Raw genomic sequence first — 13,333 nt, forward strand, 5'->3', positions numbered from 1 at the left:
TGAGCATGCATGTCCTTGTGGTGCACAACCGCTACTCCTCGGCGCAGCCGAGCGGGGAGAACAGGGTCGTCGACGAGGAGGTGGGGCTGCTGCGCGCGGCCGGCCACCGGGTCGACGTGTTCGAGCGGCGCAGCGACGACATCGCCGCCCGCTCGCTGCTGGGCAAGGTGGCGGTGCCGCTGCTGGTGCCGTGGAACCCGGCGACGCGTACGGAGCTGACCGCCCGGCTGCGCGCCGACCGGCCGGACGTGGTGCACGTCCACAACGTGTTCCCGCTGCTGTCGCCCTCGGTGCTCGCGGCCTGCGCGGACGCCCGCGTGCCCGTGGTCGCGACGCTGCACAACTACACCCAGGTCTGCCCGCCGGGCACGCTGCACCGCGACGGCCGGCAGTGCACCGAGTGCGTGGGGTCGGCGGCGTCGCTGCCCGCCGTGCGGCACGGCTGCTACCGGGACTCCCGGCTCGCGACGGTACCGCTCGCGGTCAGCCTGGCGGTCAACCGGCGCCGGTGGTGGTCCGGTGTGGAGCGGTTCCTCTGCATCTCGTCGGCGCAGCGGGACGTCCTGGTCCGGTCCGGCATGCCGTCGGAACGGCTGGCGGTGAAGCACAACTTCGTGCCGGACCCGGGTGTCCAGCGGACCGGCGAGGGTGAGCAGCTGCTCTTCCTCGGCCGTCTCGCGGAGGCGAAGGGCATCCGGTTGCTGATGGCCGCGTGGGACGAGCTCGCCGCGGCGGGCGGGATCGGCGTGCCGCTCGTGATCGCCGGGGCCGGGCCGCTGGAGCGCGAGGTGACCGCCTGGGCGGCGGGCCGGGAGGACGTCCGGTACGCGGGTCTGTGGGACCCGGCGGAGTGCCGGCGGGCCGTCGCGCGGTCGGTGGCCGTGGTGGCGCCCTCGCTGGCCATGGAGACCTTCGGCCTGGTGGTCGCGGAGGCGATGGCGGCCGGGGTCCCGGCCGTGGCCGCCGCGCACGGCGCCTTCGTGGAGCTCGTCGAGGACGGGGTGACCGGCATGCTGCACCGGCCGGGCGACCCGTCCTCGCTCGCGGCCCGCCTGCGGGCGGTCGCGGAGGACGTGGGGCGCAACCGGGAGATGGGCCGGGCGGCCCGGCGCCGGTACGAGCAGGGGTTCAGCCCCGCCGTCGGCCTCGCGCGCCTGGAGGAGGAGTACCGCACCGCGATCGCGGGGCGGTCGGGCGGCGGGGACGCCCCGCCGCCGGTGGGGAACGAAGAAGCCGGCTCGTCGCGGGGCTCCCGCGCGGGCGGAGATGGGGGGAAGTAGATGACACGATGCCGACTCTGCGGCTCGGCGGCGTTGACCAGCGTCGTCGACCTGGGGGCGACCCCGCCGTGCGAGAGCTTTCTCGCGGCGGACGCCCTGGACCTGCCGGAGCCCGCGTACCCGCTGCATCTGCGGGTCTGCACCGGGTGCTGGCTGGCCCAGATACCGCCGCTGATCACGCCGGAGGAGACGTTCAGCGAGTACGCGTACTTCTCGTCGTTCTCCTCCTCCTGGGTGGAGCACGCGCGGACGTTCGTCGCGGACGCGGCCGGGCGGGTGGGGCTCGGGCCCGACTCCTTCGTGGTCGAGGTGGCGAGCAACGACGGGTACCTGCTGAAGCACGTGGTGGACCGGGGGATCCGCTGCCTGGGCGTCGAGCCGTCGGTGAACGTCGGTGCCGCGGCGCGGGACGCGGGCGTGCCGACGCTCACGGCGTTCCTGAGCCCGGAGACGGGTGCGGCGGTCCGCGCCGAGCACGGCCCGGCGGACCTGGTCGTGGCGAACAACGTGTACGCGCACATCCCCGACGTGGTCGGGTTCACCGAGGGCCTGCGCGCCCTGGTCGCCGACGACGGGTGGGTCTCGATCGAGGTGCAGCACCTGCTGACCCTGATCGAGGAGAACCAGTACGACACGATCTACCACGAGCACTTCCAGTACTACACGGTCGCGTCCGCGGCCCGGGCGCTGGAGAGCGGCGGCCTCACCCTGGTGGACGTCGAGCTGCTGCCGACGCACGGCGGCTCGATCCGGCTGTGGGCCCGTCCGGCCGGGGTGGCCGGCGAGCCGAGCCGGCGGGTGGCCGAGGTGCTCGACCGGGAGAAGGCCGCCGGACTGCGGGAGCTGTCCGGGTACACCGAGTTCTCGGCGCGCGTGGCGAAGGTCCGCCGGGACCTGCTGCGGTTCCTGATCGACGTGGCGGAGCGCGGCGAGACGGTCGTCGGGTACGGCGCCCCCGGCAAGGGCAACACCCTGCTCAACCACTGCGGCATCCGCCCCGACCTGCTCCCGTACACGGTCGACCGCAACCCCTACAAGCACGGCCGGTACACCCCGGGCACCCGCATCCCGATCCTGCCGCCCGAGCAGATCGCCGCCGACCGGCCGGACTACGTCCTCGTCCTCCCGTGGAACCTGCGGGACGAGCTGGTCGAGCAGCTGTCCTTCGTGCACGCCTGGGGCGGCCGCCTGGTCTTCCCCATCCCGGAACTGAGCATCGTCGAGGTGAAGCGATGAAGGTCGTCCTGTTCTGCGGCGGTTACGGGCTGCGGATGCGCAGCGGAGCCTCCGACGACATCCCCAAGCCGATGGCGATGGTCGGCCCGCGTCCGCTGATCTGGCACGTCATGCGCTACTACGCGTCCTTCGGGCACAAGGAGTTCATCCTGTGCCTGGGCTACGGGGCCCACCACATCAAGGACTTCTTCCTCAACTACGAGGAGACGACGTCCAACGACTTCGTGCTGCGGGGCGGTCGGACCGAGCTGCTGTCCACCGACATAGCCGACTGGACCATCACGTTCGCGCAGACCGGCATCGAGTCCCCGATCGGGGAGCGGCTGCGCCGGGTGCGGCACCACCTGGACGGCGACGAGATGTTCCTCGCCAACTACGCCGACGTGCTCACCGACGCCCCGCTGCCGGAGATGATCGACCGGTTCGCCCGGCGCGACGCGGGCGCGTCGATGATGGTGGTGCCGCCGCAGTCCTCGTTCCACTGCGTGGACCTGGGCGAGGACGGCCTGGTGGGCGGGATCACGGCGGTGAGCGACATGCCGCTGTGGGAGAACGGCGGCTACTTCGTGCTCCGCCAGGAGGTCTTCGACCACATTCCGGAGGACGGCGACCTGGTCGCCGACGGCTGTGGCGGACTGGCCAAGCGGGGACGGCTGCTGGCTTACCGGCACCGCGGGTTCTGGAAGCCGACCGACACCGTGAAGGAGCGGGCCGCCCTCGACGCCGCCTACACCCGGGGCGACCGCCCGTGGGCCGTGTGGGAGCGGGACCGTGCCGCCTCGGGTGCGCCGGTGGGGACCGCGTGATCCGGCTCGGAGCCCGGTCCGTCGACCGGATCGCCGCGGTGGGGGCGCACTGCGACGACATCGCCATCGGCGCCGGCGGCACGCTGCTGACCCTGTGCCGCGCGCGGCCGGGCCTGCGGGTCGACGCTCTGGTGCTGTCCGGCGGCGGAGGCGAGCGCGAGGCGGAGGAGCGGGCCGCGCTCGCCGCGTTCTGCCCGGGGGCCGATCTGCGGCTGACGGTGCTCAAGCTGCCGGACGGCCGGCTGCCCGCGCACTGGGAGGAGGCCAAGTCCGCGGTCGAGGAGCTGCGGGCCCGGACGGACCCGGACCTGATCCTCGCGCCGCGGACCGACGACGCCCACCAGGACCACCGCGGTCTGGCGCGGCTGCTTCCCACCGCGTTCCGCGACCATCTCGTGCTCGGCTACGAGATCGTCAAGTGGGACGGCGACCTCGGCCGTCCGTCGGCGTACCAGCCGCTGGCGCCGGAGGTGGCCGAGGAGAAGGTCCGGCTGCTGCAGGAGCACTACCCCTCGCAGCGGCACCGGCCCTGGTACGACCGGGAGGCCTTCCTGGGCCTGGCCCGGATCCGCGGCATCGAATGCCAGGCGCGCTACGCCGAGGCGTTCGCCGTCACCAAACTCACTCTCGACCTGGGGGAATGAACCTTGCGCGTACTGCTGACCGGACACCAGGGCTACCTGGGCACCGTGATGGCCCCGGTCCTCGCGGCCGCCGGACACGAGGTCGTCGGGCTGGACTCCGGCCTGTTCGCGGACTGCGTGCTGGGCCCGTCGCCCGCCGACCCGTCCGGGCACCGGGTGGACCTGCGGGACGTCACGGCCGAGCACGTGGCCGGGGTGGACGCCGTGGTCCATCTGGCCGCGCTCTCCAACGACCCGCTGGGGTCGCTGGCCCCGGACCTCACGTACGACATCAACCACCACGCCTCCGTGCGGCTCGCCCGGCTGGCCAAGGACGCCGGCGTCGGGCGGTTCCTGTACGCGTCCACCTGCTCGGTCTACGGGGCCGCCGGCGGTGACGAGCTGGTCGCGGAGGACGCCCCGCTGCGCCCGGTGACGCCGTACGCGGAGTCCAAGGTGCGGGTGGAGGACGACCTGCACGAGCTCGCCGACGGCGACTTCGCCCCCGTGTACATGCGCAACGCCACCGCGTTCGGCTTCTCGCCGCGGCTGCGCGCCGACATCGTGCTGAACAACCTGGTGGGACACGCGCTGCTGACCGGCGAGGTCCTGGTGATGTCGGACGGCACGCCCTGGCGTCCGCTGGTGCACGCGGCCGACATCGCCCGGGCCTTCACCGCGGCGCTGACCGCGCCGCGGGAGGCGGTGCACGACCGGGCCTTCAACATCGGCAGCGAGGTCAACAACGTCACGGTCGCCGAGATCGCCGGGCAGGTCGCCGAGGCGGTGGACGGCTCCAAGGTGGTGATCACGGGCGAGACGGGCGCGGACCCGCGGTCGTACCGGGTGGACTTCTCCCGGTTCCGGGCGGCGCTGCCCGGCTTCGACTGCGAGTGGACCGTGAAGCGGGGAGCCCTGGAACTCGCCGACGCCTACCGCGCGTTCGGGCTGACACGGGAGGACTTCGAGCGGCGGTTCACCCGGCTCGCGGTGCTGCGCTCGGCGTCGGAGTCGGGCGCGGTCGACGACACCCTGCGGTGGCGCCGGTGACCGCGTCCGCCCCGGGTCCCGCGACCTCGGCCGGCGAGCGGATGCACGCTCTGGTGGAGCGGCTGCACCCGCTCTGCCGGAGCATCACCGGCGACGGGGTGCGCGCCACCCTGGACATCGTCGGGGAGTACCTGCCGCTGGAGGTCCACGAGGTGCCGACCGGGACGCAGGTCCTCGACTGGACGGTGCCGCAGGAGTGGAACATCCGGGACGCGTACGTGGCCGACGCCGCGGGCCACCGGGTCGTGGACTTCGCCGCGTCCAGCCTGCACGTGCTCGGCTACAGCGTGCCCGTGGCGCGCACCATGCCGCTCTCCGAACTGCGGGCGCACCTGCACACCCTGCCGGAGCATCCGACCTGGGTGCCGTACCGCACGAGCTACTACAAACCGGAGTGGGGGTTCTGCCTGGCGCAGGAGACCCTGGACGCGCTGCCGGACGGCGACTACGAGGTCCGCGTCGACTCCACGCTGGAGGACGGGCACCTGACCTATGCCGAGCACGTGGTGCCCGGCCGGGTCGCCGAGGAGGTGATCGTCTCCTGCCACGTCTGCCATCCGTCGCTGGCCAACGACAACCTGGCCGGCGTCGCGGTGGCCACGTTCCTGGCGAGGGCGCTGGCCGAGGAGACGCCGTACTACACGTACCGGTTCATCTTCGCGCCCGGCACCATCGGGGCGATCACCTGGCTGGCCCGCAACGCGGAGCGGATCGACCGGGTCAGGCACGGGCTGGTCCTGGCCTGCGCCGGCGACTCCGGCCGGCTGACGTACAAGCGGAGCAGGCGGGGCGACGCGGAGATCGACCGGGTGATGGCGCACGTCCTGAACGTCTCCGAACGGCCGCACCTGATCAAGGAGTTCACGCCGTACGGCTATGACGAGCGGCAGTACTGCTCCCCCGGGTTCGACCTCGGCGTGGGGTCCCTCAGCCGGACCCCGTACGCCGGGTACCCCGAGTACCACACCTCGGCGGACAACCCGGACTTCGTCTCCCCGGAGGCGATGGAGGACACCCTCGCCGTCTGCCGCGAGGCGTTCGCCGTGCTCGACCGCAACCGGCGGTACGTCAATCTCAGTCCGCACGGCGAGCCCCAGCTGGGCCGTCGCGGACTGTACGACTCGCTCGGCGGGCGCAGCGACGCCCAGCAGGCCCAGATGGCCATGCTCTGGGTGCTCAGCATGTCCGACGGCGAGCACGGCCTGCTGGACGTCGCCGAGCGGTCCGGGCTGCCGTTCGACTCGGTCGCCGGCGCGGCCGACGCCCTGGCGGCCGCCGGACTGGTCAAGGCGTGACGTGACGAGCACCGAGAGGGAGAAGACGACGACCGCGGAGCCGGCCGGCCCCGCCCGGCCGCCCGTGCGGCGGGGCATGGCCGGCCGGCTGTCCTGGGGGCTCGCCGACCAGGCGGCGTCCAGCGCGACCAACTTCGTGGTGGGCATCTACGTGGCGCGCTCGCTCGGGCTGGAGGCGTTCGGTGTGTTCAGCCTGGCCTGGGTGACCTTCGGCGTCGTGCTGGGGGTCTCCCGGGGGCTGGCCACCGACCCGCTCATGGTCCGGTTCAGCGGGGTGCCCGAGGAGTCCTGGCGGGGGGCGGTGGCCCGGTCGTCGGGGACCGCCCTCGGCGTCGGCGTGGCCGTCGGCGCGGTGTGCCTGGCCCTCGGGCTCGGCTTCGGCGGTCCCGTGGGCCACGCCTTCGCCTGCCTCGGCGTCGTGCTGCCGGGACTCCTGCTCCAGGACGCCTGGCGGTTCTCCTTCTTCGCCGCCGGCGCCGGGCGCAAGGCGTTCGTCAACGACCTCGTGATGGGCGCCGCCCTGGTGCCGGCCATGGTCGCGGCGGCCCGGGTGGGCAGCGTCGCCGCCTTCGTTCTGGCCTGGGGGGCGGCCGCCGCGGTGGCGGCCGGCTACGGCCGTCTCCAGTCCGGCATCCGGCCCCGGCCGGCGGGGGCGCGCCCTTGGATCCGCGAGCAGCGCGACCTCGGGTACCGCTACCTCGTCGAGAACGTCGGCGTCAGCGGCGCGGGCCAGCTGCGGGCGTACGGGCTCGGCGCGATCGTCGGCGTCGGCGCGGTCGGGGTGGTGCGGGGCGCCGAGCTCCTCCTCGGCCCGTTCCTCGCCGTCCTGATGGGGCTGTCGCTGGTGACCGTCGCCGAGGCGGCGCGGGTGCTGCGACAGGCCCCGCACCGGCTGGGCGCGTTCTGCTTCCTGCTGGGCGGCGGACAGGCCGTGGCCGCCCTGCTGTGGGGCGCGGCGCTGCTCCTCGTGCCGGACCGGCTCGGCGCGTTCGTCCTCGGCGACGTCTGGCAGGCCGCCGCCGCCCTGATCGTGCCGGCCACCCTCGGTGTCGCGGCCGCCGGCCTCGGCACCGGCGCGGCCGCCGGGCTGCGCGCCCTGGCCGCGGCCCGGCGGAGCCTGCGCTGCCAGCTGATCGCCTCGACCCTCTACGTCGGCGGCGGACTCGGCGGCGCGCTCGCCGCCGGCACGGTCGGCTCGGCCTGGGGCGTGGCCGTCGCGACCCTCGGCAGCTCGGCCGTGTGGTGGCTGGAGCTGCGGTCCGCCCTGCGTGAGCACCACCAGAAACCCCTTCCCGAAGTGAGGACACCATGACCGCCCCACCCCGGCTCGGCATCGGGCTGCCCGTGTACAACGGCGAGGAGTACCTCGCCGAGGCCCTCGACGCCCTGCTCGGCCAGACCTACGAGGACTTCGAGCTGGTCATCTCGGACAACGCCTCGACCGACGGCACCCGGGACATCTGCCGGAAGTACGCGGCGCGGGACTCGCGCATCCGGTACATCCGGCTGACCCGGAACATCGGCGCCGCGCCGAACCACAACTACGTGTTCACCCAGTGCCGCGGCGAGCTGTTCAAGTGGGCCTCGCACGACGACCTGTACGCCCGGGACCTGCTGCGGCGCTGCGTGGACGCGCTGGACGAGCGTCCGGAGGTGATCCTCGCCCACGCCGACCAGGCCGTCATCGACGGCGACGGCCGGGTCAAGGTCCCGTACGACTACACCCTCGCGACCGCCTCGCCGCGTGCTCCGGAGCGCTTCCGCAGCATGCTGTTCGAACCCGGCGGGGACGACTTCTACGGGGTGATGCGGGCCGACGTGCTGCGCCGGGTCAGGCCGCACGACAGCTACCACCACGCGGACCGCACGTTCGTCTCCGAGATCGGCCTGCACGGCCCGTTCCACCAGGTGCCGGAGCTGCTGTACTTCCGCCGGGACCACCCCACCCGCGCGGAGCGGGCCAACCCCTCGAAGCGCTCCCGCTGCGTCAACCTGGACCCCCGCCGGGCGGGACTGCTGCATCCGACGCCCCGGCTGCTCGCCGAGTACGTCTGGGGCTTCGTCGCGGCGATCCGGCGGGCGCCGCTGACGCCGGCCGACCGGCGCGCCTGCTACGGCCACCTCGTGTCGTGGGCGGCCAGCCGGGCCCGGCCGGGCGCCGGGGAGCGGGTCGAGGACCGGACCCCGGTCGACCCGGACCGGCTCGCCGTCTCCCTCGACGACATCGTGGCCGGCCGCGAGGGCGGGCGGACGTGAGGACTCCGGCCGGGCCTCCGGTGCGGGTGGGCCTCTTCGGCCTGCTCGGCTCCGGCAACCTCGGCAACGACGGGTCGATGGAGGCCGTCCTCGGGTACCTCCGGCGCGACCACGGGGACGCGGTCGTCGACGCGATGTGCGGCGGACCCGAGGTCGTCCGGCTCCGCCACGGGCTCCCCGCGACCCGGCTGCACTGGTACCGCGGGGAGTACCGCACCGCGTCACGGGCGGGCGCGGTCGCGGGCAAGGGGCTCGGCAAGCTCGTCGACGCGGTCCGCACCGCCGCGTGGGTGCGCCGCCACGACGTGGTGATCGTGCCGGGCATGGGCGTCCTGGAGGCCACGCTGCCGCTGCGGCCGTGGGGCTTCCCGTACGCCCTGTTCCTGCTCTGCGCGTCCGGCCGGCTCTTCGGCACCCGGGTCGCGCTCGTCGGCGTCGGCGCCGGGCCGGTCGGCAACCGGGCGACGCGGACGCTGGTGCGCTGGTCGGCGCGGCTCGCCGCGTACCGCTCGTACCGCGACACGCAGTCCCGCGACGCCCTGCGGGAGATGGGCGTGGACACCGCGGGCGATCCGGTCCACCCGGACCTCGCCTTCGCGCTGCCGGCGCCGCCGTCCGGGGCGCCCTCGGGGGCACCGGGCCCGGTGTGCGTCGGCGTCATGGACTTCCACGGCGGCGACGACGACCGCGACCGTGCCGAGGAGATCCACCGGCGCTATCTGGACGGGACGACCCGCTTCGTGCGCGCCCTGGTCGAGGACGGCAGACCGGTGAGACTGCTGACCGGCGACGCGGTCGACGCGACGGTGGTCGCGGCGATCCTCGACGCGGTCGACTCGCCGCTGGTCACGGCCGCCGAGACGGCCTCGCTCGACGATCTGATGAAGGAGATGGCCACCGCCGACGCGGTGGTGGCGACGCGGTACCACAACCTGGTCTGCGCGCTCCGGGTCGGCGTGCCGACCCTCGCGCTGAGCTACGCGGCGAAGAGCGACGCCCTGATGGAGCTCATGGGCCTGGCCGCGTACCGCCATCCGGCGCGGGAGGCCGACGCCGACCGACTGCTCGACCGGTTCCGGGAGCTGGAGAAGCACGCGGCGGAGCTGCGGCTGACCCTCGCCGAGCGGAACCTGTCCGTCGGACGGCACCTCGACGAGCAGTTCACCGCCCTGACCGCGGCCGTGTTCCCCGGAACCGGCCGCGCCCACGCCCACGCACCGCGGGAGACCTCATGAAAGCGATCCCCGTCCCGGAGATCGACGGCGCCCACCTGTTCGAACCGACGCCGTACGCCGACGAACGCGGCTTCTTCTGCCGTACGTTCGACGCCGACGTCGTCCGCTCGGTGGGCGTCGACCCGGACGCCTTCGTGCAGGACAGCGTGTCCCGCTCGGTCCGGGGCGTGCTGCGCGGCATGCACCTGCGCTCCGGCGCCGGCGAGGCCAAGCTGGTGCGGTGCTCGTACGGCAGGATCTTCGACGTCGTGGTGGACCTGCGGCCGGGTTCGCCGACCTACCGCAACCGGGCCTTCTTCGAGCTCTCCGGCGAGACGCAGAAGACCCTCTACATCCCGGCGGGGTGCGCCCACGGCTTCCAGGCGCTGTCCGCGACGGCGGACACCTCGTACCGGATCGACCGGCCCCACGACCCGGCCGAGGACGTGACGATCGCCTTCGACGACCCGGACCTGGCCATCCCGTGGCCGCTGCCGCCCGTGTCGATGTCCCCCCGGGACCGCGAGGCGCCGAGCCTCGCCGAGGTCCTGGAGCAGCAGCGCCCGAGCCCCGGAGAGTGACCCGCGTGGAGACCGAAGTGACGCAAGAGACCGAGGAGTTCGCCCTGCCGCGGTCGCGCGAGGCGAACGCGCGGCTGCACGCCCTGATCCCCGGGGGCGCGCACACCTACGCCAAGGGCGACGACCAGTACCCCGAGGGCCTGGCCCCGGTCATCAGCCACGGCCGCGGCGCCCACGTCTGGGACGTCGACGGCAACCGGTACATCGAGTACGGCTCCGGCCTGAGGTCGGTGAGCCTCGGGCACGCCCATCCGCGGGTCGTCGAGGCGGTCCGTCGGGAGATCGACCGCGGCGGCAACTTCGTCCGGCCGTCCATCGTGGAGGTCGAGGCGGCGGAGCGGTTCCTGGCCACGGTGCCGACCGCCGAGATGGTCAAGTTCGCGAAGAACGGCTCGGACGTCACCACCGCGGCGGTCCGCCTGGCCCGCGCGGTCACGGGCCGGCCGAGGGTGGCCGTCTGCGGCGACCACCCGTTCTTCTCCGTGGACGACTGGTTCATCGGCACCACGCCGATGAACGCCGGCATCCCGGCGGCGACCACGGAGCTCACCGTGGCGTTCCCGTACGGGGACCTGGCCGCGACGGAGGAGCTGCTCGACCGGTACCGCGGCGAGGTCGCCTGTCTGATCCTCGAACCGGCCGGGCACACCGAGCCGCCGCCCGGGTACCTCGCCGGGCTGCGCGCACTGGCCGACCGGCACGGCTGCGTGCTGGTCTTCGACGAGATGATCACCGGTCTGCGCTGGTCGGAGGCGGGCGCGCAGGGTCTGTACGGGGTCGTCCCCGACCTCTCGACGTTCGGCAAGGCGCTGGGGAACGGCTTCGCCGTCTCCGCGCTCGCCGGGCGCCGCGACCTGATGGAGTGGGGCGGACTGCGGCACTCGGGCGACCGGGTGTTCCTGCTGTCGACCACGCACGGCGCGGAGACGCACGCGCTGGCCGCCGCGGCGGCCGTGCAGACCACGTACGCGGAGGAGGGCGTGACCGCCCGTCTGCACGCCCTGGGCGAGCGGTTGGCGGCGGGCGTGCGGCAGGCCGCGGCGGGCATGGGTGTCGCGGACCACGTCGTCGTCCGGGGGCGGGCCAGCAACCTGGTCTTCGGGACGCTCGACGCGGAGGGCAGGCCGTCGCAGGAGTACCGGACGCTGTTCCTGCGCCGGCTCCTCGCGGGCGGGATCCTGGCACCGTCGTTCGTGGTGAGCAGCGCCCTCGACGAGGCCGACGTCGACCGCACGGTCGAGGTGGTGGCGCAGGCCTGCGCGGTGTACCGGAAGGCGCTGGACGCCGGCGATCCCGCGCCGTGGCTGGGGGGCCGGCCGGTGAAGCCCGTCTTCCGGCGCACGGTGTGAGGAGGCGCCGGACGTGAGGTGACGCCCGGCGCGAGGTGACGCGATGTCACCCGGGGTGCCGTCCGGAGCGCCTGCGCCGGGCGGAGTCCGCCACCCGGTCGACGGTCCAGGCGGTCGCCGGCACCACCGCGAGGGCGGTGAACCAGCCGCCGAGGGCGTCGGTCGGGTAGTGCGCGCTCAGGACGACCTGGGCCCAGCCCATGGCGGTGCCGGCGGCCAGGGCCGCGAGCAGCACCAGGGTGGTCCCGGCCGCCCTGCCGAGGCCGGAGCGGCCGGTCGCGAGGAGCACCGCGACGAGGGCGAGAGCGGTGAGGAACGCGGTGTGCCCGCTCGGGTAGGAGAGGTTCCCCTCGCCGTTGATGGTGCGTCCCACGAGGTGCTTGAGCACGCGCGTCGCCACCACGGCGGCGCCGACGCCGGCGACGACGAGCACCGCCGCGCGGGGGCGGCGGAGCAGCAGGCAGCCCGCGACGACCGCGGCGATCAGCGCCGCCGCGCCGAGCGGTTCGCCCAGGAAGTCGACGGCGAGGGCGAGGTGGCGGGTTCTCGTCCCCGTGCCCTCGATCGCGGCGAGGATGCGCAGGTCGAGCCGGCCGGGCCGGCCGGCGTCCGCGTACCGGAGCCCGAGCGCGAGGACGAGCAGCGCGGCGGCGGTCGCCACCGGGAGGAGCACGGAGCGGATCGGCGGGGGCAGCACCGCGGGCGCGGGCCGGTCCCCTTCGGCCAGGCGTTCCAAGGCGAGCCCCCCGTCGTGTCCGGCCGTCGTGACCGGGCCCTCTCCCGCGAGCGTATACCGGGGGCGGGGCCGGTTCTGCGCCGTTTCCTCTCGGGCCGGCGGCGCATCCCGGAGGGCGTCCCGGCCGGTCCTCGACCGGCGGGGTCGCCACCACGGCGTACGTCAGGCGCGCGGCCCGGGCCGCGGCGCGGGAGGGCTTCGGGGGTGTCGATCAGGCCGGGCTCGCGGGGTCCGGCCTGATCGGCACGACATCCCCTCGGTCCGTTCCGGGCGGAGCCCCGGATCCACCGGACGACGGGGGGCGCCGGGCCCCGTGACGGCAGGGACTAGCGTGGCCGCATGATCTCCCCTTCGCCACGGGTCGCCCTGCACCCGCTCGACCTCACCGACCAGGACGAGTTCTGCGCGCTCGTCCGCGCCAGCGCCGAGCTGCACGGGCCGTGGATGCAGCTGCCCTCCACGGCCGAGGAGTTCCGGACCTGGATGCGTCGCTTCGAGGACGGCGCCAACCTGGGCCTGCTGATCCGGGTCCGGGAGACCGGCGAGGCCGCCGGCATGGTCAACATCAACTCGATCATCCGGGGCCGGTACCAGGGCGCCTCCCTCGGCTACGCGGCCTTCGCGCCGTCCGCGGGGCGGGGCTACATGACCGAGGGGCTCGCCGCCGTCCTGGAGTACGCGTTCGGCGAGCTGCGGCTGCACCGGCTGGAGGCGAACATCCAGCCGGGGAACGAGCCGTCGCTGGCCGTGGTGCGGCGGCTGGGCTTCCGGTACGAGGGGCTGTCGCCGGACTACCTCTACATCGACGGCGGCTGGCGCGACCACGAGCGCTGGGCCGTGACGGCGCCGGAGCCCTGGACGCCCGACCCCTCCCTGCCGGAGGTCTGAGGCGCCGCGCTCCGGGCGG

Annotated in this window: 13 protein-coding genes; 12 read left to right on the plus strand and 1 reads right to left on the minus strand. The window is 74.3% G+C overall.

Annotated features, from left to right (window positions below; all coding sequences use genetic code 11):
* The first annotated feature begins 5 nt into the window (after positions 1-5).
* The 11 genes from ACY0MR_RS03900 to ACY0MR_RS03950 all read left to right on the plus strand — a co-directional run bounded on the left by ACY0MR_RS03900 (position 6) and on the right by ACY0MR_RS03950 (position 11,690).
* A complete protein-coding gene (locus ACY0MR_RS03900; protein WP_473559113.1) occupies positions 6-1,280 on the plus strand; it encodes a glycosyltransferase family 4 protein in 1,275 nt (424 codons plus the stop codon).
* Entirely contained in the window at positions 1,281-2,516 is a 1,236-nt protein-coding gene (locus ACY0MR_RS03905; protein WP_388794615.1) for a class I SAM-dependent methyltransferase, read from the plus strand.
* Positions 2,513-3,322, plus strand: coding sequence for a glycosyltransferase family protein (locus ACY0MR_RS03910; RefSeq protein ID WP_388794618.1), 810 nt, complete (start codon positions 2,513-2,515; stop codon positions 3,320-3,322). Before ACY0MR_RS03905 ends, ACY0MR_RS03910 begins: the two co-directional genes overlap by 4 nt.
* Entirely contained in the window at positions 3,319-3,966 is a 648-nt protein-coding gene (locus ACY0MR_RS03915) for a PIG-L deacetylase family protein (RefSeq protein ID WP_361855526.1), read from the plus strand. The genes ACY0MR_RS03910 and ACY0MR_RS03915 overlap by 4 nt, the downstream gene beginning before the upstream one ends.
* 3 nt (positions 3,967-3,969) lie before the next feature.
* The gene (locus ACY0MR_RS03920; RefSeq protein WP_404078799.1) at positions 3,970-4,995 is read left to right on the plus strand and encodes an NAD-dependent epimerase/dehydratase family protein; all 1,026 of its coding nucleotides are present in this window, start codon (positions 3,970-3,972) and stop codon (positions 4,993-4,995) included.
* 41 nt (positions 4,996-5,036) lie between these two features.
* A complete protein-coding gene (locus tag ACY0MR_RS03925) occupies positions 5,037-6,290 on the plus strand; it encodes a DUF4910 domain-containing protein (protein ID WP_473561680.1) in 1,254 nt (417 codons plus the stop codon).
* Positions 6,291-6,366: 76 nt separating this feature from the next.
* Positions 6,367-7,602 (plus strand): hypothetical protein, encoded by a 1,236-nt coding sequence (locus tag ACY0MR_RS03930; protein WP_473561682.1) that lies wholly within the window; start codon positions 6,367-6,369, stop codon positions 7,600-7,602.
* Positions 7,599-8,546 carry a glycosyltransferase family 2 protein gene (locus ACY0MR_RS03935; protein WP_388794627.1) on the plus strand — a complete coding sequence of 316 codons (948 nt, stop codon included), beginning with the start codon at positions 7,599-7,601 and terminating at the stop codon, positions 8,544-8,546. The genes ACY0MR_RS03930 and ACY0MR_RS03935 overlap by 4 nt, the downstream gene beginning before the upstream one ends.
* Complete coding sequence (locus ACY0MR_RS03940) at positions 8,543-9,781, plus strand: polysaccharide pyruvyl transferase family protein (protein WP_388794630.1); 1,239 nt, start codon at positions 8,543-8,545, stop codon at positions 9,779-9,781. The genes ACY0MR_RS03935 and ACY0MR_RS03940 overlap by 4 nt, the downstream gene beginning before the upstream one ends.
* Positions 9,778-10,341 carry a dTDP-4-dehydrorhamnose 3,5-epimerase family protein gene (locus tag ACY0MR_RS03945; RefSeq protein ID WP_473559117.1) on the plus strand — a complete coding sequence of 188 codons (564 nt, stop codon included), beginning with the start codon at positions 9,778-9,780 and terminating at the stop codon, positions 10,339-10,341. The genes ACY0MR_RS03940 and ACY0MR_RS03945 overlap by 4 nt, the downstream gene beginning before the upstream one ends.
* Positions 10,342-10,358: 17 nt before the next feature.
* Positions 10,359-11,690 (plus strand): glutamate-1-semialdehyde 2,1-aminomutase, encoded by a 1,332-nt coding sequence (locus ACY0MR_RS03950; protein WP_404078796.1) that lies wholly within the window; start codon positions 10,359-10,361, stop codon positions 11,688-11,690.
* Between the two features lie 46 nt (positions 11,691-11,736).
* Here ACY0MR_RS03950 and ACY0MR_RS03955 read toward each other — a convergent pair whose 3' ends face one another.
* Complete coding sequence (locus ACY0MR_RS03955; RefSeq protein WP_473559119.1) at positions 11,737-12,426, minus strand: phosphatase PAP2 family protein; 690 nt, start codon at positions 12,424-12,426, stop codon at positions 11,737-11,739.
* 339 nt (positions 12,427-12,765) lie between these two features.
* Here ACY0MR_RS03955 and ACY0MR_RS03960 point away from each other — a divergent pair, with 339 nt between their 5' ends.
* Positions 12,766-13,314, plus strand: a complete 549-nt coding sequence (locus tag ACY0MR_RS03960; protein ID WP_361859847.1) for a GNAT family N-acetyltransferase — start codon at positions 12,766-12,768, stop codon at positions 13,312-13,314.
* Positions 13,315-13,333 lie beyond the last annotated feature (19 nt).

The organism is Streptomyces sp. JN8 (assembly GCF_055808075.1).